This window comes from Leisingera sp. ANG59, assembly GCF_013317235.1.
Taxonomy (GTDB): domain Bacteria; phylum Pseudomonadota; class Alphaproteobacteria; order Rhodobacterales; family Rhodobacteraceae; genus Leisingera.
Genome location: NZ_WLCM01000058.1, coordinates 1 through 19,468, shown reverse-complemented (window position 1 = coordinate 19,468; position 19,468 = coordinate 1). Strand labels below are relative to the sequence as shown.

Annotated in this window: 15 protein-coding genes and 1 pseudogene; 7 read left to right on the top strand and 9 right to left on the bottom strand. The window is 66.2% G+C overall.

The features are described 5' to 3' along the window. From GKC28_RS24075 to GKC28_RS24065, 3 genes and pseudogenes are all read right to left on the bottom strand, one after another. Positions 1-466: pseudogene (locus GKC28_RS24075) on the bottom strand (carbohydrate ABC transporter permease); the annotation flags it as partial. Further along, on the bottom strand, positions 459-1,331 hold the full coding sequence (locus GKC28_RS24070; protein ID WP_174149494.1) for a carbohydrate ABC transporter permease: 873 nt from the start codon (positions 1,329-1,331) through the stop codon (positions 459-461). The pseudogene GKC28_RS24075 and the gene GKC28_RS24070, both read right to left, overlap by 8 nt. Before the next feature lie 59 nt (positions 1,332-1,390). Next, positions 1,391-2,635, bottom strand: a complete 1,245-nt coding sequence (locus GKC28_RS24065) for an ABC transporter substrate-binding protein (RefSeq protein ID WP_174149493.1) — start codon at positions 2,633-2,635, stop codon at positions 1,391-1,393. A 229-nt stretch (positions 2,636-2,864) separates the two neighbouring features. On the opposite strand from GKC28_RS24065, the gene GKC28_RS24060 reads away from it, so the two are divergent. Together GKC28_RS24060 and GKC28_RS24055 are read left to right on the top strand one after the other, a co-directional pair. Further along, complete coding sequence (locus tag GKC28_RS24060; RefSeq protein WP_174149492.1) at positions 2,865-3,599, top strand: response regulator transcription factor; 735 nt, start codon at positions 2,865-2,867, stop codon at positions 3,597-3,599. Between the two features lie 5 nt (positions 3,600-3,604). Then, a complete protein-coding gene (locus tag GKC28_RS24055) occupies positions 3,605-5,047 on the top strand; it encodes a HAMP domain-containing sensor histidine kinase (RefSeq protein WP_174149491.1) in 1,443 nt (480 codons plus the stop codon). 2 nt (positions 5,048-5,049) lie between these two features. On the opposite strand, the gene GKC28_RS24050 is transcribed toward GKC28_RS24055, so the two are convergent. From GKC28_RS24050 to GKC28_RS24025, 6 genes are all read right to left on the bottom strand, one after another. Then, positions 5,050-6,423, bottom strand: coding sequence for an aspartate aminotransferase family protein (locus GKC28_RS24050; protein ID WP_174149490.1), 1,374 nt, complete (start codon positions 6,421-6,423; stop codon positions 5,050-5,052). A gap of 79 nt (positions 6,424-6,502) precedes the next feature. Then, positions 6,503-7,978 (bottom strand): NAD-dependent succinate-semialdehyde dehydrogenase, encoded by a 1,476-nt coding sequence (locus GKC28_RS24045; protein ID WP_174149489.1) that lies wholly within the window; start codon positions 7,976-7,978, stop codon positions 6,503-6,505. Positions 7,979-8,092: 114 nt separating this feature from the next. Then, on the bottom strand, positions 8,093-8,572 hold the full coding sequence (locus GKC28_RS24040) for an Lrp/AsnC family transcriptional regulator (protein WP_174149488.1): 480 nt from the start codon (positions 8,570-8,572) through the stop codon (positions 8,093-8,095). A 12-nt stretch (positions 8,573-8,584) separates the two neighbouring features. After that, on the bottom strand, positions 8,585-9,577 hold the full coding sequence (gene doeB / locus GKC28_RS24035; protein ID WP_174149487.1) for a N(2)-acetyl-L-2,4-diaminobutanoate deacetylase DoeB: 993 nt from the start codon (positions 9,575-9,577) through the stop codon (positions 8,585-8,587). 3 nt (positions 9,578-9,580) lie between these two features. Continuing rightward, positions 9,581-10,768, bottom strand: a complete 1,188-nt coding sequence (gene doeA / locus GKC28_RS24030) for an ectoine hydrolase DoeA (protein WP_174149486.1) — start codon at positions 10,766-10,768, stop codon at positions 9,581-9,583. A 180-nt stretch (positions 10,769-10,948) separates the two neighbouring features. Beyond that, a complete protein-coding gene (locus GKC28_RS24025) occupies positions 10,949-12,343 on the bottom strand; it encodes a PLP-dependent aminotransferase family protein (protein ID WP_174149484.1) in 1,395 nt (464 codons plus the stop codon). A gap of 285 nt (positions 12,344-12,628) precedes the next feature. Between GKC28_RS24025 and GKC28_RS24020 the strand changes: the two genes are divergently transcribed. The 5 genes from GKC28_RS24020 to GKC28_RS26775 form a co-directional block, all read left to right on the top strand. Further along, positions 12,629-13,933 (top strand): serine/threonine-protein kinase, encoded by a 1,305-nt coding sequence (locus GKC28_RS24020; RefSeq protein WP_174149483.1) that lies wholly within the window; start codon positions 12,629-12,631, stop codon positions 13,931-13,933. An 11-nt stretch (positions 13,934-13,944) separates the two neighbouring features. Continuing rightward, entirely contained in the window at positions 13,945-15,183 is a 1,239-nt protein-coding gene (locus tag GKC28_RS26605) for an FHA domain-containing protein (RefSeq protein WP_254604385.1), read from the top strand. Then, a complete protein-coding gene (locus tag GKC28_RS24010; RefSeq protein WP_174149482.1) occupies positions 15,167-16,129 on the top strand; it encodes a PP2C family serine/threonine-protein phosphatase in 963 nt (320 codons plus the stop codon). The genes GKC28_RS26605 and GKC28_RS24010 overlap by 17 nt, the downstream gene beginning before the upstream one ends. After that, positions 16,126-17,328, top strand: coding sequence for a hypothetical protein (locus tag GKC28_RS24005; protein WP_174149480.1), 1,203 nt, complete (start codon positions 16,126-16,128; stop codon positions 17,326-17,328). The genes GKC28_RS24010 and GKC28_RS24005 overlap by 4 nt, the downstream gene beginning before the upstream one ends. Positions 17,329-17,403: 75 nt before the next feature. Further along, positions 17,404-19,468: dynamin family protein (locus GKC28_RS26775; protein WP_302480825.1), on the top strand; the 2,065-nt coding region annotated here is incomplete at its 3' end.

Here is a 19,468-nt window from a genome sequence, read left to right as displayed (position 1 = left end):
GCCCCATCAGCCCCAGCATCCGCGCCATCGGCAAGAGAACCACCTGGAACGGGATGAAGCAGCCGAACAGCATCAGCGAGAAGATCAGGTTGGCGCCGCGGAACCGCCATTGCGCGATGACATAGCCATTGGCCGCGCCCAGCATGGTGGAGATCGCCACCGCCGGCACCGCAATCACCACGGAGTTCCAGAAGAACGGGCGCAGGCCCTCGCATTGGATGCCGGTGCAAGCCTCCGACCAGGCGGTGCGCCAGGCGTCAAAGGTGACTTCGCGCGGGAAGGCGATCAGGCTGCCGGTACGGATTTCCTCCAGGCTTTTCAGCGAGGTGGTGATCATCACGAACAGCGGCATCAGGTAGAACAGGGCAAACAGGCCCAACAGGGTGAACAGCGTCCAGCGCAGGGCGAAGTGGCTCCAGTTGCGGCGGCTGGCTGCGGCGGCGGAGGCAAGCGTCACATCAGTCATGTTTGGCCCTCAGCTCAGAGTAGAGATACGGAACGATGATTGCGAAGACCACGCCCATCATCACCATAGCAGAGCTTGCTGCCTGGCCGATGTCGCCGCGGGAAAAGGCCATCGTGTACATATAGGTGGCAGGCAGATCGGTGGCATAGCCGGGGCCGCCGCCGGTAAGCGCAATCACCAGGTCAAAGCTCTTGATCGCCAGATGCGCCAGCACGATGAAGGCAGACAGGAAGATCGGCGCCATCGAGGGGATGATGATCGCGGTATAGATCCGCCACGCCGGGATGCCATCGACCTGCGCGGCCTTGATAATTTCGCCATCCACCCCGCGCAGTCCCGCCAGGAACAGCGCCATCACGAAACCTGACGCCTGCCAGACACCGGCGATGACCACCGCATAGATCGCCTTGTCCGGGTTGATCACCCAGTCGAAGGTGAAGCTTTCAAAGCCCCAGCCGCGCACCATGGCCTCCAGCCCCAAGCCGGGGTTCATGATCCACTTCCAGGCGGTGCCGGTCACGATCAGCGACAGCGCCATCGGGTAGAGGTAGATGGTGCGCAGCACGCCCTCGGTGCGGATCTTCTGGTCCAGCAGGATCGCCAGCATCAGGCCGAGGATCATTGAGATCAGGATGAACAGGGTGCCGAACACGAACAGGTTCGACATTGCGGTGTCCCAGCGCGGCGCGTTGAACAGGCGCTCATACTGGATCAGCCCGTCGATTTCGTATTTCGGCAGCAGGCGGGAGCGGGTCAGCGATACCCAGGCGGTCCAGGCTATGAAGCCGTAGACAAACACCAGCACCGCGGCGAAGGACGGCGCCAGCACCATCTTCGGAATATGACGTTCAAGCCATTCAGTCATGGTAACGGCCCTTGAATAGGTGGCCCCGCATCCCGGAGGACGCGAGGCCCGGGGGAGGATCAGAGCGAGTTGGCGACAGCGTCGGCCAGCATCTGCACGGCCTCGGCCGAGGACATCTCCGAGTTGAAATGCGCGGTCACCACGTCGGTGATGGCACCCGATTGCGCGCCGCGCAGGGCCATGCCGTGGGCATAGCTGGGCAAGAGCGAGCCATTGTCCGCGCTGTCGCCCATGTCCTTGGCCGACAGGTGCGCGCAGGTGTCAAAGGCATCCAGTTTCACGTCCACCCGCGCCGGGATAGACCCCTTGTTGAGGTTGAACACCTTCTGGAACTTCGGCCCAACGATCAGCTTGGCCAAGAGGTCCTGCCCGGCCTGCTTGTCCTCGCCGTCGACCTCGAACATGGCGAAGCTGTCGACATTATAAAGGAAGCCGTCTCCCGGCACCGAGGCGCAGAGGAAGTCCTTGCCCGGCTCCTTGCCCGCGGCCAGGAATTCGCCCTTGGCCCAGTCGCCCATGATCTGAAACGCCGCCTCGCCGTTCATCACCATCGAGGTGGCAAGGTTCCAGTCGCGGCCCGGGAAGTTGGCGTCCACATAGCCGCGCATCTTGCGCATTTGGTCAAACACCGCTGCCATTTCATCGGACTTCAAGGTGTCCATGTCCAGTTCGACAAACGCCTTGTGGAAGCCTTCCGGTCCCAGAATGCCAAGCGCCACGGCCTCAAACACGGTGGCGTCCTGCCAGGCCTGGCCGCCATGTGCCAGCGGGGTGATGCCCGCGGCCAGCAGCTTGTCGGCGGCGGCGTTGAACTCCTCCCAGGTCGTGGGCATCCCGATGCCGTTGGCCTCCAGCAGCGCGGCATTGGCCCAGATCCAGTCGACCCGGTGCACATTTACCGGTGCGGCGCACCACTTGCCTTCGCATTTCATGTGCTCAGCGATAGAGCCGGGCAACACGTCCGCCCAGCCCTCGGCCTCCGCGACGGAGGAGATATCGGCCAGCACGCCTTCCTCGTACCATTCCTGGATGGCGGGTCCTTTCAGCTGCACCGCGGTCGGCGCGTTGCCGGACAGGACGCGGGCGCGCAGTGCGGTCATCGCCGCATCGCCGCCGCCGCCCGCCACCGGCATATCGGTCCAGGTGCCGCCGTTGTCGGCAAATTCCTGTTGCAGCACCGCGGCCGACTTGGCCTCGCCTCCGGATGTCCACCAGTGCAGAACTTCGGCCTCCGGCCCGGCCACAGCCGGTGCCGCACAGGCCAGTGCCACGGCCGATACGGCCGCAAAAGCGGTGTATTTCATCGCTCATTCCTCCCTTATGTGACGGCTGCTCCCCGCAGCCTTCATGCTTTAGCTTGCAAAACAGCAGGGCCGCATTTCAATCGCTCAGCGCAGCCCCGGGCGGGTGCCAAAGCAGTTTTTCTGCCAAGCTGTTACCTGTTGTTACGCAGCAATTGATTTTGTTGCATGATGTTACAAACAAACAGCTGGAACAGCCACATCGGGCGGTTTCCGGGGAGGAGAGCAACAGATGGCGATTCCGCGGCTTCTGGTGGTGGATGACGACGTTGAGACGCGCATGATGCTGACCCAGTACCTGCGCCAGAACGGCTTTATCGCCCTGCCCTGCGGCAGCGAGGCGGAGATCCGCGAGCAGATCGGCGCGGGCCGGATCGACCTGATCCTGCTCGACGTGATGCTGGGGGATGAAAACGGGGTGGAGATCTGCACCCGGCTGCGCAGCGAACAGGATGTGCCGATCATTCTGGTGTCGGCGCTGTCCGCCGATCACCAGCGGATGGCGGGTTATGAATCCGGAGCGGATGACTACATCGCCAAGCCGTTCAACCCCGACCTCTTGCTGGCGCGGGTCCGGGCGGTGCTGCAGCGGGCGCGGCGGTCGTCGTCGCTGATCTACCGGCGCAGCGTGGCCACCTTCCGCTTTGCCGGCTGGACCTATGACGCCAAGCGGGACGAGGTGATCTCGCCCGCGGGCGTGCAGGTGGCGCTGTCGCGGCGCGAAACGGGTCTGCTCAAGGTGTTTCTGGCCAACCCGCATATTCCGCTGACGCGTGAGGAAATCGCCGCCGCACTGGATGTGACCGGCGAGGGCGGCAGCGACGAGGGCTCGGGCCGCGCCATTGACGTGCTGGTCGGGCGGCTGCGCTCCAAGATCGAACAGAGCCCCAAGGCGCCGAAGCTGCTGCGCACCGAGCGCGGCACCGGCTATGTCCTGGCGGTGGATGTCGAGACCGGCGGGGACTGAGGCACATGGCGCTGCGGCTTAGAACCAGGGGGCTGATCCTGCTGCCGCTGGCCTTTGCCGCCGGGCTGGGCGGCGCTTGGGGCTGGTTCCACTCCGGCGCCAGCTGGCAGGCGCATCTGACCCGTGCCGCCATCTCTGGCATCACCCTGGACGGCACTCTGCGCCGCGGCGCACCGCCGCCTGCGGGGGTCGTAGTGACACCGGTGCCATCAGATCAGGCCGCGTTTCTGGCGGCAGGCGATTACCTGCGGCTGGCGGGGATTGCGAAACCCGCCTTCTTCACCAATGTCTCGATCCTGGACAGCGGTGCCGATCCCCTGTCCGGGGAGGTTCTGGCGCTGGTTATCGCCGCCCCTGCCCTGCGCTACCCGTTGGCAGAATTGCCGCCTGCCGGCGGGGCGACCGCGGCGGAAAAACTGGGGGCTGTGACCCGGCTGCTGGCAACCTATTGCAGCGAACCGGTGATATTTGCCCGCGCAGGGTACGGCCCCTGGCAGCGGGTCGACGGTACCGAGGTCTGGGGCTGCTCCGCCGCGCCGCGTGATTACCGCCTGCCCTCGGTGCTGCTGTCGCTGCTGGCCTTGGCGGTGCTGGCGACGCTGGTGATGGACACCTCGGCCCATTTCGACCGTTTCGCCCGCGCTCTGCGGGACCGCCGTCGGCTGGGCGGGCCGGATGCCTATGCGCTGCAAGGGCCGGGCGAGCTGCAGGAGATCGTGACGGCGGTGAACAGCTACCTGGAGACCGAGCGCGAACAACTCGCCAGCCGCGCCGCGGTGCTGTCCGGTGTCAGCCATGACCTCGGCACCCCGGCCACCCGGTTGCGGCTGCGCGCAGCGCTCATTCAGGACGCGGAACTGCGGGGGAAGTTCGAGGCTGACCTGGACGCCATGACCGGCATGATCGAAAGCGTGCTGACGTATACCCGAGCGGAGATGAGCGCCGAAACCCCGCGCCGCCTCTCCCTCAGCTCGCTGGTGGAGGCGCTGGCCGCCGATTACCAGGACACCGGAAAGCCGGTAGAGCTGCTGCCGCCGGAACCGCAGGTGGCGGCGGGCGGGCGGTCTGTCTTTACCTCAGCCCCCGGCCGCAGCGCGATGCCGGAGGGCCAGCCGATGCTGGTGGTGGCGCGGCCGGTGTCGCTGCAGCGGGCGGTCACCAACCTGATCGACAACGCGCTGAAATACGGACGCCGCGCCGCCATCGGCCTCAGTGCCACCGCCGATCACGCCATCATCACAGTGGAGGATGAAGGCTCCGGCATGACGGCAGCGGAGATCACCGAAGTGATTGCGCCGTTCCGGCGCGGCGAAAACACCCGGGCCATCGACGGCTTCGGGCTGGGGCTGACGATTGTCGCCACGGTGGCGGAGCAGCACGGCGGGCGGCTGTATTTCGAGGACGGCAGGCGCGGATTGCGCGCCTGCCTGGAAATCTGCCGCAACTGATCCTAGCCCAGCACCGCCTTGACCGCGCGCAATGTGGCCTCCACCACCTGATCGGCTTCGGCGCGGCTGAGGCAGAACGGCGGCGCAAAGCCCAGGATGTCGCCCTGCGGCATGGCGCGGGCAATCACCTTGTCCTGCTCCAGGAGCTTGGCGGAGATCTGCGGGCCGATCTTGTCAGCGGCGTCAAAGAAGATGCGGCTGTCCTTATCCTGCACGAACTCCACCGCGCAGAGCATCCCCTCGCCGCGCACCTCGCCCACATGGGGATGGGTGGACAGTGCCTCCGCCATGGTGGCGTTCAGATAGGCGCCAACATCGCCCGCGTTCTGCACCAGGTTCAGCTCATCAATCAGCTTGAGATTGGCAACCCCCGCCGCCGCCCCGATGGGATGCGCCGAATAGGTCCAGCCGTGGCCGATCGGGCCGTTTTCATCAGTGCCCTGCTCCAGCACTTTCCAGACCTTGTCCGAGACGATGGAGCCCGACAGCGGCGCATAAGCCGAAGTGAGGCCCTTGGCGATGGTGATGATGTCGGCCTCGATACCGTAGTGATCGGAACCGAACATGGAGCCGAGCCGCCCGAAGCCGGTCACCACCTCATCCGCAACCAGCAGGATGTCGTGTTTCTTCAGCACTGCCTGAATGGCCTGCCAATAGCCCGCGGGCGGCGGCACGATACCGCCGGTGCCCAGCACCGGCTCGCCGATGAAGGCGGCGATCGTGTCCGCCCCCTCGCGCTCGATCAGCGCTTCCAGCTCGGCGGCGCAATGGGCCGCGAACTGCTCCTCGCTCTGGTCCAGATCCTTGCGGCGGTAATAGTACGGTGCCTCGGTGTGGATCACCTGCTCCACCGGCAGATCGAACTTCCTGTGGAACAGCTCCAGCCCGGTCAGCGAGCCGGTGACCAGCCCCGAGCCGTGATAGCCGCGCCAGCGGGAGATGATCTTTTTCTTCTCCGGACGGCCCAGGATGTTGTTGTAGTACCAGATCAGTTTGACGTTGGTCTCATTGGCGTCAGAGCCGCCAAGGCCGAAATAGACCTTGGACATGTTCTTTGGCGCCCGGTCCAGGATCATTTTCGCCAGCGTGATCGAGGCTTCGGTGCCGTGGCCGACGTAGGAATGGTAATAGGCCAGCTCCCGCGCCTGATCAGCGATGGCCTCAGCGATCTCCTGGCGGCCATAGCCCACGTTCACGCAGTAAAGCCCGGCAAAGGCGTCCAGCAGCCGGTTGCCGTCGCGGTCCTCGATAAATACGCCGGAGGCGGTTTTAATGACCCGGTTCGGGCTGTCGCCGCGGGCGTGCTGGGCCAGATGGGTTGAGGGGTGAAAGAAGTTCTCGCGGTCCCACTGGTCGAGCTGGTCGTTCTTCAGCATCTATTTTTCCTTCCGTTTGCGTTCTGCGGCCAAGAGTTTTCGAAAACTCTTGGCAAAAATCTTCGAAGATTCTTGTCCGTCACGCCCAGTCGCGGCAGACGTATTTGACCTCGGTAAACTCCTCCATGCCCAGCCGCGCGCCTTCGCGGCCCAGGCCGGATTGCTTGGTGCCGCCGAATGGGATCGGCGCGCCGGTCACCTTGGTGCGATTGACCGCCACCATGCCGTATTGCAGCGCGCGGCTGAGACGGTAAATGCGGCGCGGGTCCTGGCTGTGGACATAGGCGACCAGCCCGTATTCGCTGTCATTGGCGCGCGCCACCGCTTCCTCCTCGGTGTCGAAGGGGGTGATGGGGGCGACGGGGCCGAATGTTTCCTCCGACATGATGCGCGCATCTGCGGGCACATCTGTCAGCACGGTAGGCTCAAAAAACAGCGGCCCCAGCGGGTGCCGCTTGCCGCCGCAGGCCAATTTGGCACCCTTGGCCAGCGCGTCGGCGATGTGTTCCTCCTGCTTTTGCACGGCCTTTTCATTCATCAGCGGGCCAAGGTCGCAATCCTCCATGCCTTTGCCGATGGTCAGCGCTTGGGTGGCTGCGGTGAAGCGGGCGCAGAATTCTGCATAGATCGGGCGCTCCACATAGATCCGGTTGGCGCCGAGGCAATCCTGGCCGGAGGTGGCGAATTTTGCCTTGATGGTTTCGCTGACGGCCTTGTCCAGATCACAGCCCTTGAAAACGATCACCGGCGCGTGGCCGCCCAGTTCCATCACCAGATGCTTCACCGTGTCCGCCGACTGGCGGTAAAGGAGCTTGCCCACTTCGGTGGAGCCGGTGAAGGACAGCACCCGCACGCGGGTGTCGCGGGTCCAGGGTGCGACGATCGCGGGCGCATTGCCGGTCACCACGTTGAACACGCCGGGCGGAAAGCCTGCGCGCTCCGCCAGCTCTGCCAGCACCAGCGCGCTGAACGGGGTTTCGGCCGAGGGGTGCGCCACCACGGTGCAGCCCGCCGCCAGTGCCGCCGCCGACTTGCGGGTCAGCATGGCAGAGGGAAAATTCCAGGGCGTGATCAGCGCTGCCACCCCCACCGGTTCGCGCCACAGCTCCACCTCGGCATCGGGCAGATGGCTGGTCACGCCTTCGATATTGGGGCGCTTGGCCTCCTCGGCGTAGAACTCGACAAAGGCGGCGCCGTAATCAATCTCACCGCGCGCCTCCGACAGCGGTTTGCCCTGTTCCAGCACCATGATGCGGGCGAGGTCTTCCTTGTGCTCCAGCTGCAGCTCAAACCAGCGGCGCAGGATGGCGGCGCGCTGCTGCGGCAGCATTCCGGCCCAGGCCGGAAACGCCGCCTGCGCCGCATCCACAGCGGCAGCGGATTCTTCTGCTGAAAGGCTGGCCACATGGCCCAGTTCGGCCCCGTCCGCCGGATCGGTGACCGGGAAGGTCTCGCCATTGGCAGCAGCGCACCATTTGCCGTTGATGTAGGAAAAAGACCGTACCAGCGCCTTGTCGGCAATCCCGGTCCGGGCTGAGAGCGCGGTCTCTGTCATGGCTGTTCTCCTCATGTCTTGCAGAGGAATGTGCCTGACACGGGCAGAGGAAGTGACTGAAGTTCAGGTAAGGTGCAGAAGAAACAGCTGCTGCTCAGGCGCTTTGGCGCGGGATCATCCCTGACCCAGCAGAATATCAAAGGGCGGCGCGCCCGCGCCCTTCACCGGCTTGGTCACCACATAGGTGAAATAGCGGGAAAGGCCGATGCGGGCATCCAGCATCTCGTCGATCAGCCGCTGGTAGGCGTCGATGTCGCGGGTGACGATCTGCAACAGGTAGTCGAACCCGCCCCCCAGCGCCCAGCAGGCGGTGACCTCGTCATAGCGCTGCATCGCGGCCTCAAAGGCGCGGAAACTGGCGGCTGTGTGATCGGCGATCTCCGCCGCGACAAAAACCGTTACATGCGGCGCCAGCTTGCGCAGGTTGATGCGGGCGCCGTAGCCCTCGATCAGCCCGGCCTGTTCCAGCTTCTTCAGCCGGTCCCAGCAGGGCGTCGGCGACAGGCCGATCCGGTCAGCCAGCGCGGCCTTGGTGATGCGCCCCTCGGTGGAGAGCACGCGCAGGATGTCGAGATCGCGCTGGTCCAGTTGCATGTCTCCCGCCTATCAGCCGGAGGTGACGCCGACAACCGCAACGCAGTCGCCGGATTTGATCAGCCCGGGGAAATGGCGGCTGATCAGGAGGCCGGCGCGCCGGGCGCGGTATTCCACCGGCGGCTGGCCGGTGCGGTCCAGCGGCCAGACACGCGCCAGCAAGTCGCCCTTGGCCACCAGCTGACCCAGATCGGCCATGATCTCAAACAGCCCGTCACCTTCGCTGAACAGGTAGCAGTCATCGTCCGGCATAGTCAGATTGACGGTGTCATCCAGTTGCATTTCGCCCTTCAGGATGCCCGCATGGATCAGCACATTGCGCAGCCCCTTCTTGGCAATCGCATTGCTGCGCGCGGATGAGGACCCGCCGCCGCCCAGTTCGGTTGTGACCAGAACCTTGCCCATCTCCTCAACCGCGGTGTCGTACATGCCGCCGCTGTCGATCTCCAGCAGTTCCACCGAATAGGGCGCGTTGAACGCCTTAATGGCGGCAAAGCAGGCCTCCTGCGTGGGTTTGTCCTCCAGGATATGGGCGGCGGCAAAGGGCACGAAGTCCAGCGTCTTGCCGCCGGAGTGGAAATCCACCGCCAGATCTGCCATCGGCAAGAGGGTGCGCTGGAAGTAGTCGGCGATCTTCTCTGTCACGGTGCCGTCCGGGCGGCCCGGGAATGACCGGTTCATATTTCCCCTGTCGATGGGAGAGGTACGGGTGCCTGCCCGGAAGGCCGGGTAGTTGAAGGCCGGTACGATGATCAGTCGGCCGGTCACATCTTCTGCCTTGGTGGTCGCAGCCAGCTCATGCAACGCAATCGGGCCTTCGTACTCATCGCCGTGGTTGGCGCCGGTTAGCAGCGCGGTCCGGCCGTCGCCGTTCTTGATCACCGTCAGCGGGATCATCACCGAGCCCCAGGCAGAATCATCGCGGCTGTAGGGCAGCTTCAGATAGCCGTGGTGCACCCCGTCCCGGTCCAGCGGGATGGTGGGGGAAATCGGATTTTGCTTCATGGCTCAGTCCTTCACGAACATCTTGCGCGGCACATCGGACAGGCATTCCGGCCCATCGGAGCCGATGCGGATGCTTTCGGTGATCTCAAAACCCCAGTCTTCCATCCACAGGCCGGTCATGAAGTGGAAGGTCATGTTCTCCTGCAGCACCGTGGTGTCGCCCGGGCGCAGCGACATGGTGCGTTCGCCCCAGTCCGGCGGGTAGGAAACGCCGATCGGATAGCCGGTGCGGTTGTCCTTCTCGATGCCGTAGGTCTTCAGAACCTTGAAAAACGCCTTGGCGATGTCCTCGCAGGTGTTGCCGGCCTTTGCGACTTCCAGTCCAGCCTCCATACCCTCCAGCACGGCCTTTTCGGCGTCCAGGAAAGTCTGCGTCGGCTTGCCCAGGAACACGGTGCGCGACAGCGGGCAGTGGTAGCGGTGCACGACGCCGGCGATTTCGAAGAAAGTGCCCTCGCCGGATTTCATTGGCAGGTCGTCCCAGGTCAGATGCGGCGCGGCGGCGTCAGAGCCGGAGGGCAGCAGCGGCACAATTGCCGGGTAGTCGCCGCCAAAACCCAGCTCCGCGTCATAGCGCAGCCCCGCGTCATAGATCTCGGCCACCAGATCGCATTTGCGCATCCCCGGCTCCACCTTCTCGACAATGCGGCGGTGCATCCGGCCGACGATCCGGGCGGCCTGGCGCATATAGGTGAGCTCGGCCTCCGACTTCACCGCCCGCTGCCAGTTCACCAGCGCGTTGGCATCGGCAAAGCGCGCGTTCGGCAGGTGCTTTTGCAGCGACATGAAGGCGGCAGCGGTGAAGTAATAGTTGTCCATCTCGACGCCAATAACGCCGCCATCCAGCCCGCGGTCTGCCAGCTGCGCCGACAGGTAATCCATCGGATGCCGCTCGGTCGACTGCACATAGTGGTCCGGGTAGCCGATGATATTTGCGGGTTCCATGTAACAGGTGCGCAAGGCGCCGTTGGCATCCTGGCCGCGTCCGTACCACAGCGGCGCGCCGTCCGGCGTCAGCACCACGCATTGATGAACATAGAACGACCAGCCGTCATAGCCGGTCAGCCAGTTCATGTTCGACGGATCGGTGACGATCAGAAGATCAAGCCCGCGGCGGGACATCTCGGCCCGGGTCTTGTCCAGGCGCGCCAGATATTCGGCGCGGGTGAAGTATAGCGTGGGCTCTGCCATTGCGCGGCTCCTGGTTGATCAACGGACGAAGGCGCACTGGGTTCCGCCGCCGCGGCTGGCCGGGGGCGATTCCCCGGCAGCCTGCACCGGACTCACCGGTCCCGGCGCAGGCCCCGGGCCTTTCGGACAGCCTTGGAAGCACTTGTCATGCGAGTCAATTATTTTATTGTCACGTGACAATCAGAAGGCTAGCGCAGCAGCCCCCTCCGGCGGCTGGCGCAGCATTCCGGCCAGCAGCTCCAGCGCCTGCCGGAAGCGGGCCGGATCCTGCACGCTGCCCAGCGAGACCCGCACCGCGTTCTGCGGCGGCACCCGCGGCGCCAGGAACGGGGTGTCCGGCGCCACCGCAACCTGCAGCTGCCGCGCGTAGGCGGCAAAGCCCTCGCCGGTCCAGCCGTTCTGCAGCGGCAGCCACAGGTGCAGCGCTGCCGGGTGGCCCTGCCAGTCCCAGCCCTGCAGCACCTGTGCGGCGATGGCGTGGCGCTCCGCCAGCGCCCGGCGCTGCCAGCGGGCCAGTTCCAGCGCGGTGCCGTCCTGCACCCAGCGGCTGGCCAGCTCCCCCATCAAGGGCGTTGCCATCCAGCTGAATACCACGATCCGCCCGGTGAGGGCCGGCAGCAGATGCTCCGGCGCCGCCAGATAGCCCGCCCGCAGCCCCGGCAGGGTGCATTTGGTGAAGGTGGTCAGATAGACCGTGCGCTCCGGCGCCAGCGCTGCAATCGGCGCCGGGCGGGCCGCGGCCACCGGGCCCATGGCATCGTTCTCGATGATCAGCAGGTCATGCCTGCGGGCCACCTCCACCAGCGCCCGCCGACGCTCTTCCGGCATCATCCCCGCGGTGGCATTGGCCAGTGACGGCAGCAAAAACAGCACCTTGGGGCTGTTCTTGCTGCAGAACTCCTCCAGTGCATCCGGCAGCATGCCGTCGCTGTCCGTCTCCAGCCCGGCAAGAGTCAGGCCAAGGCTGGCACAGGCTGGGATCAGCAGGTGATGGGTGACTGTCTCCGCCACTATGGTGTCGCCAGGACGGGCCAGCGCGGTCAGCGCCGCCGACAGTCCGTGGCTGACCCCGTTGGTCATCAGGATGCGATCCGGCGGCACCTCCAGCCCGCAAATCTTTAGCCAGTCCGCGCCTGCCTCCCGGTGCGCCTGATGGCCCGCGTTCGGGCGGGTGGACAGGTAGCAGGCCGGGTCCAGCCCTTCCGGCAGCTGCCGCAGCGCCTGCTGGAACAGCTCCGCGTGCAGCGGCGCAAATAGCGGTCTTGAGATTGACAGGTCATAGCCGCCGCCGGGCTCCGATTGCAGCCGGTAAGGCGGGCTGCCCGCCGCCTCCGCCCCGGTCACGAAGCTGCCGCGCCCAACCTGGCCGTCAATCAGCCGCTGCCGCCGCAGGCTGTCATAGGCCTTGCTGACCGTATGCACGCTCAGGCCCAGCTCCTGCGCCATCCGGCGGTGGGTCGGCAGCTGCGCGCCCCGGGCCAGGCGGCCGTCGGAGATCGCTTTGGCCAGCGCCTGCGCCAGGCTGGCATGCAGCGGCGGCGTGAGGGTCTCGGGATCGGGATACCAGATTGTCATGCGTCAATTCTAACGGTGGGCGCCGGGAAAGCCCAGCCCTTCCCGGCCTGGCTGTACTGGTCCCGCAAACGGAATAGCGCGCCAGTTTAACTAACTTCAAGGCAACTCGCCGGCCCGCCGTTAACCCAATGTTTGCTGCCCTTTGGCAAGGATTATGGCGGAAATACGGCGGCTTTGCCGCAATTGCCCGAATGGGGCCGTGAACATTCCCCATTCCGCCGGCAGCTTAAAGGTCCGCCCGCGCCCTTCCGGCCCGGGACCAGGCAGCCAGGAGGAACAGACGCCGTGCTGCACGACCCGACTTCCGCCGATCCGGCGCAAACCTGCGAACTGCCCTGCGGCTTCAAGCTGTTGCAAGGCCAGTACCAGATTGAGCGCCCGCTGATCAGCGGCGGCTTCGGCATCACCTATCTGGCGCGCGACAGCCTGGAACGGCGGGTGGTGATCAAGGAATGCTTCCCCGCGGGACTGTGCCGCCGCAACGGCCCGGAGGTGGAGCCGGCGGCGCCGGAACACGCCAAGTCCTGCCGCAACGTGCTGCGCGCCTTCCTGCGCGAGGCGCATCTGCTGGCCCGCGCCGAACATCCGGGGATCGTCGGCGTGCATCAGGTCTTCAAGGAAAACCAGACCGCCTATATCGCGATGGAGTTCATCGATGGTCTTGACCTGCTGACCGTGCGCGAGGAACAGCCCGAGCGGCTGACCGCACCGGTGCTGCGGCAGATCCTGACCCAGGCGCTGGAAGCGCTTGGCTGCGTGCACAAGCTTGGCATCCTGCACCGCGACATTTCGCCCGACAATCTGCTCCTGGGCCAGGACGGCATCCTGACCCTGATCGACTTCGGCGCCGCGGCCGGCAGCACCCCCAAGGACGACACAGCGCTGCCGATGCTGCTGGCGGTCAAGGACGGCTACTCGGCGCATGAGCTGTACAAACCCGACCTGCCGCAGCGCCCGGCCTGTGACATCTACGCGCTTGGTGCCACCTTCTATTACCTGATCACCGGCGCACCGCCTCCGGGCAGTCAGCAGCGGCTGAACTCAGTGATGGCCGGCAACCCGGACCCCTGCCCGCCGCTGCTGGGCGGGCCGTGGGCGGCGGACCCGGCGCTTTTGGCCACTGTCGATCAGGCAATGTCGGTGCCGCCCGCCGAACGGTTCCAGTCGACCTGCGCCTGGGCAGAGATGCTGGCAGAGTATGAGGCCGAAGAGATCGTGCCTGCACCCGGCACCGCCGCGGAGCCCGTTGATGACGGCGCGCTGGATGCGGCCATCGCCGATCTGGTCGCCTCGACCAACTCCAGCCTGACCCCGGGCCAGCCGCGCGTCGCCCGCAAGGAAGCGGCGCCCGCTCCGGCACCGCAGGAACCGCGCCAGATGGTCAACCTGTTCGGCGAGCCGGTCAGCGACCTGGAGGCCTGGCTGGCGGAGGAGGACGCGCGCACGCGGCGCAGCAGGAACGCCCCAGCTGCCGGACAGCCCCCCGCCGCGGCAGGCAGTAGCGCCAGTGCGGACAAGCCAACATTCGCAGGCCGCCTGCGCAAGATTTTCGGGTTCCAGAACGGCACCCCGGCAACCGTTAAGAACTGAAGGAAACCGCAATGAAGTTCATCAAGGATATCATCGGCGAAAAGCGGGAACGGGTGCGGGCAGAAGCTGCCGCAACCCCCGCCGCCGAACCGGTGCAGCCGCCGGCACGGGACCCGTTTGACAGCCTCGCCGCCGCGACTGAAGCAGAGGCCGGTCCCTCCGGCGCGCCCTACAGCCTGGACCGCGGCTTCCAGCTGGACTCGGAGGCCGCTGCAGGCGGCTATATACTGCCGGAGGATTTCTTGGAGGAAGATGAGCCAGAAGCAGAAGGCAGCCCGGAAACCTATCTCGACAGCCTCAGCGGCGCGCCGGAGGAGGACGCGATCGCCGCCTTCTTTGCCCGCGAACAGACGCAGGAGGCCGCCGCGGAGCCAGAGCAAGCAGCGGCAGCCCCGGATTATGCGGAAGCCGAGGACCCCTTTGCGGCAGAGGATGCAGAGCCGGAGGCATTTGCTGCTGAAGACTATGCAGCCGAAGAAGATGAGGATGCGCCGGAAGTGCTGGCGCAAGAGCCTGATTTCGGCCGCCTGCAGCAACCGGAGGCCGCCGCGGATCAACCCGGCAGCTACCGGGTTTTCCACCGCAAGCCTGCCGCCGCAGCACAGATGGAGCCGGAAGTGCAGCCCGAGCCCCAGCCTGAACCGGCCCCGCAGCCGCAAAATAGCATGGTCACCCCGCCGCAGCCACGCGCCCCGCAGGCCCAGGCGCAACCCGCTGCCGCGGCACCCATTGACGTGCCCGCGCCCTCGATCGGCCGCGGTGCCAGCCGCGCAGGCCGGGTAAAGACCCGCCTGCTCGGCTTCAGCCCGGCGCAGGCGCCCGGCAGCGATCCGTTCTCGCGCGGCACGGAAGAGGCCGGGCCCGGCTACACCCAGTTCCCGGTCGGCTGGCTGGCAGTGGTGCAGGGCCCTGGCCGCGGTGCCGCCTTTACCCTGTTCAGTGGTGTGACGGTCATTGGCCGCGGCGAGGATCAGACCGTGCGGCTTGACTTCGGCGACAACAGTATCTCGCGCGACAACCATGCGGCCATCGCCTATGACGCAGAGCAGAAGGCGTTTTACATCGGCCACGGCGGCAAGGCGAACCTAGTGCGCCGCAACGGCCGCCCGGTCCTCAGTACAGAGGAACTGGCGGCGGGTGACGAGATCCGCATCGGCGAGACTACTCTGCGGTTCGTGCCGCTCTGCGGTGCCTCTTTCGGCTGGGACCAGCCGCAGCAGGACGAAAGCGCCCATGCTGCATTCCGCTGAACTTGAGTACGACGCTGCGACGGCCATCAGCCAGGGCCGCCGCGAGCGTCAGGAGGATGCCGTCGCCGCCGATTTCATGGCTGGCGCCGGCACCGGCTTTGCAGTGCTGGCCGACGGCATGGGCGGCCACGCGGCCGGCGATGTGGCGGCCAGGATCGTGGTGACAGAGGTGTTTGCAGAACTGAAGCTGCGCACAGGCGAGCCGGAGCAGCTGGAGCCTGCCATCGGCGAGGTGCTGCACAGCGCAGCCGACTGCGCCAACGCCTGCCTCGGCGAATACGCCAGCCACCAGCCGCAGGTGCAGGCGCAGGGCATGGGCGCGACCCTGCTGGCGCCGGTGCTGTTCCGCGACCGGCTCTACTGGATTTCGGTCGGCGACTCGCCGCTGTACCTGTTCCGCGACGGCGCACTGATCCGCCTCAACGCCGACCATTCGATGGCGGCGGAGCTGGAAAAGCTGGTGGCCCGCGGCCGCATTGACCCGGCCGAGGCCGCCGCCCACCCGGACCGCCACTGCGTCACTTCGGTGCTGACCGGTGCGGAAATCCCGTTGGTCGACTGCCGCAGCGCGCCGGTGCGGCTGCAGCATGGCGATATCGTGCTGGCCGCCAGCGACGGGCTGCTGTTCCTGGCCGAGGAGGAAATCGCCGCGGTTCTGGCAGCCGAATGCAACAGCTCCAGCGCCCGCATCGGTGCGGCGCTGATGCGGCGGCTGGAGGCTCTGGATGCGCCCGAGCAGGACAACGCTGCCTTCTGCGTAATCAAGCCGTTCGACCCGCAAACACCGTACCCTGCCGCGGCAGAAACAGCCGCACCGGAACAGCAGCCACCCGAACCCGCCGCCGCCCGCCAGCGCGCAGGCCGCCGGGTTGTCACCTTCCTGGCCGCATCCTCCTGGCGCGACGCGCCGGATGCGGGCCGCAGCAAGACGGATGCATCCGCGTGAGCCTTCCCCAAAGAGATGTAAGCCCGCTGGCAGGCCAGCTGGAACAGACCCTCACCGCCGGCCGTCTGCCGTCCGAGGTCTCCGGATGGGGCAGCCAGCTCTTGCGGCGCCTGCGCCAGCCGGTGCAGGTGGCGGTTGCAGGTGCTGCCGGCAGCGGCAAATCCGCCCTCATCGACATGCTGCTGGGCCGGGTAGTTATCGGCCGCAACGGCCGCGGCCTGCTGGTTGATGTCTGCCATGGCGCGCAGGAAATGGTTGAGGTTGAAACCGCCGCAGGCGAACGCCTGCAAATCCCAGGCCTGCTGGCGCAGATGGAACTGCCGCAGGACGCCCGCCGGGTGCGCCAGACCCTGCCGGACCCGCGATTGCGCTGGCACAGCTACCGCGAACTGCCGCTATCCGGCCCGCAGGCCGCGCAGCATGAGATGCTGCAGCAGGCCGCCAGCAATGCCGACATCATCCTGTGGTGCAGCCAGGAATTCGCCGCAGATGAACAGTCGCTCTGGGCTACTGTGCCGGACAGCAGCAAGGATCACAGCTTCCTGGTCCTTACCATGGCCGACCGCCAGGTGATGCGCGGCACCCTGCCCGCCCTGATCGAAACGCTGGAACCCATCGCTGCAGAGGAGTTTTTGGGCGTCTATCCGGTTGCCGCGATCCAGGGACTGACCGCCCGCACCGCAGAGGCCCCGCAGGACGGGCTGTGGCGCTCCAGCGGCGGCAAGCAGCTGGCCGGAGACCTGCAGCGCCAGGTCGATCTGGGCCGCGCCTCCGACGTCGATCAGGCCGAGCTGCTGATCCGCCAGTTCGGCGGCTCCTCCCTGGCTGAAACCGCCCCCGCTGTTCCAGCCCCTGCCCCGGCGCCGGCGAATGCCGCCGCCACGAAGGCCGCCAGCCTGGCGGCCGCCCTGGACCAGCTGCAGTCCGGCGCCGAGATGATGCTGGCCGAGGCCGAAGCCGCCGGCGGCCCGCAGGCCGGTCCGGTGCTGGCGCAATGCATGGAGATGATCCGCAACCTGTCGCAATCGCTCGACGCAATGCCCGCAAGCGCGGCGGTGGAAGCCGCCCGCGAGGCCGCGCAGGACGGCGAGGAGATGCTGATGCTGTGCCAGCTGGAACAGGATGAGGACGCGGCGGTCGATGCGGTGACCCTGCTGATCCAGCTGAAAAAGGAACTGATGGAAGAGCCGCCCGGATAGGCGCGCTGCGCCCCGAAGCCCGAAAGTCGGGCAGCAGAACAAGACGCCGAAGCAGAACATCAAACAGGCCCCGCCATGAACATGGAACACCAGATCGAGAGCGCCACCGACATCCGCGCCTCCGCCCGCCCCACCAATCTCAGCGCCGGGCTGGAACCGCTGGCGGACTTCGCCCGCAAGGCGCGGCGGCTCGATGGTGCGCTGGCCGCCCTGCATGGAGTCTCCGGTGAACGGGTGCAGCGTAGCCTCGCCCGCCTGCAGGAGGAGCTGGGCACCTTTGAACCGTCCGTCACTCTGCTGGGGCAGGTGAAATCCGGCAAGACCTCGCTGGTCAATGCGATGGCCGGCTGGGCCGACCTTTTGCCCTCCGACGTGAACCCCTGGACCTCGGTTGTCACGTCGCTGCACCTGGAGCCGGGCGAGACCCGCACCGAGAACAAGGCCTGCTTCCAGTTCATGACCGAAGAGGAATGGGACCGGCTGACCACCAAGGGCGGCCGCATCGGCGAAATGGCGGGCCGCGCCGGCGCCGATAGCGAGCTGCAGAAAATCCGCACCCAGATCGAGGAAATGCGCGACCGCTCCCGCCAACGGCTGGGCCGCAAGTTCGAGTTCTTGATGGGGCAGAAGCACGACTATGGTTATTTCGACAAGAACCTGATCGAACGCTACATCTGCCTCGGCGATGACTTCGACGACGAGGATTTGGGCGCGGTGGACGAACAGGGCCGCTTTGCCGATATCACCCGGGCCGCTGACCTTTACCTCAATTGCCGGTCGGTGCCGCACCGGCTCTGCCTGCGCGACACGCCGGGCGTCAACGACACCTTCATGATGCGCGAGCAGATCACCATCCAAGCGATCCGCGACAGCCGCATCTGCGTGGTGGTGCTGTCGGCGGGCCAGGCGCTGACTTCGGTCGACATGGGGCTGATCCGGATGATCTCCAACCTCAAATCGCGCGAGGTGGTGATTTTCGTCAACCGCATTGACGAGCTGGCCGACCCGGCAAATCAGATCGCCGAGATCGAGGCAAGCATCCGCCAGACCCTGGAGGCCCACCACGGCCCGCAGGAGGCAGAAATCATCTTCGGCAGCGCCTATTGGGCCAACAAGGTGCTGACCGGCGGGATGGAGGATATGGACCCGACCAGCTCCGCCGCGCTGCTCAATTGGGCAGAGGCCTCGGTCAACGCCTCGCATGCCAAGGCCACACCGCAGAACATGGTATGGGAGCTGTCGGGCCTCCCGGCCCTGAACCGCGCCGTGTCCGAACGGATCGCCGCCGACCTTGGCACGCCGCTGTTGCAGCGCATTGCCGCCACCGCCACCACCGCCGCCACCGGCCAGCAGGCCGCCAATGCGGTCATGGTGCAGGGCGAAGGCGGCACCGGCGGCGCCAACATGCACGATGTCCGCACCGCCTTCGAGGATATCTGCCAGACCCATATGGCCGCGCTGGCGGCAGAGGCCGGCGAGGTGCTGGACGCCTTCCGCGACCGCGCCGACCGGGCCCATGCCACCTTCACCGACCGCGCCACCCACGCTCTGATCGACCATCTGGAGAAATGGGGCGAGGACTGCCACTGGGAATACGACCCGGCCGGGCTGCGGATGCTGCTGCGCTCTGCCTACTCGGTGATGACCAGCCGCCTGCAATCCGCCGCGCAAACCCGGTACGAGGCCGCGGTGCAGGATGTGGCAGAGCTGCTTTATGACGGTTTCGGCCCGGCAGTGGAGGGCATCCAGCTGGCGGTGCCCGAGGTCCCCCAGCCCGCCTCGCCCGTCGCGCTGGCGCAGTCCATCGCGCTGGATTTCAACGACAGCTGGTGGGCCTCCTGGTGGCGCCGCACCCGCGGCTACAAGGCTTTTGCCAAACAGTTCCGCAAGCTGATCGCAGGCGAGACAGAGGACTTCATGACCCAGCTCAAGACGGTGCAGACAGCGGACGCCCGCGCCGCCATCCTCGCCCGGCTGCAGGGCTTCTTCGACGATCAGCTTGCGGAACTGTTTGGCAAAAGCCTTGTAGCCGCGGGTGCGGCGCCACCAGGAGGCCCACCAGCTGTCGTTGAAATCCAGCGCGATGGACTGCGCCAGCGCGACGGGCGAGGCGGGCTGGGGGACCTCGGGCACCGCCAGC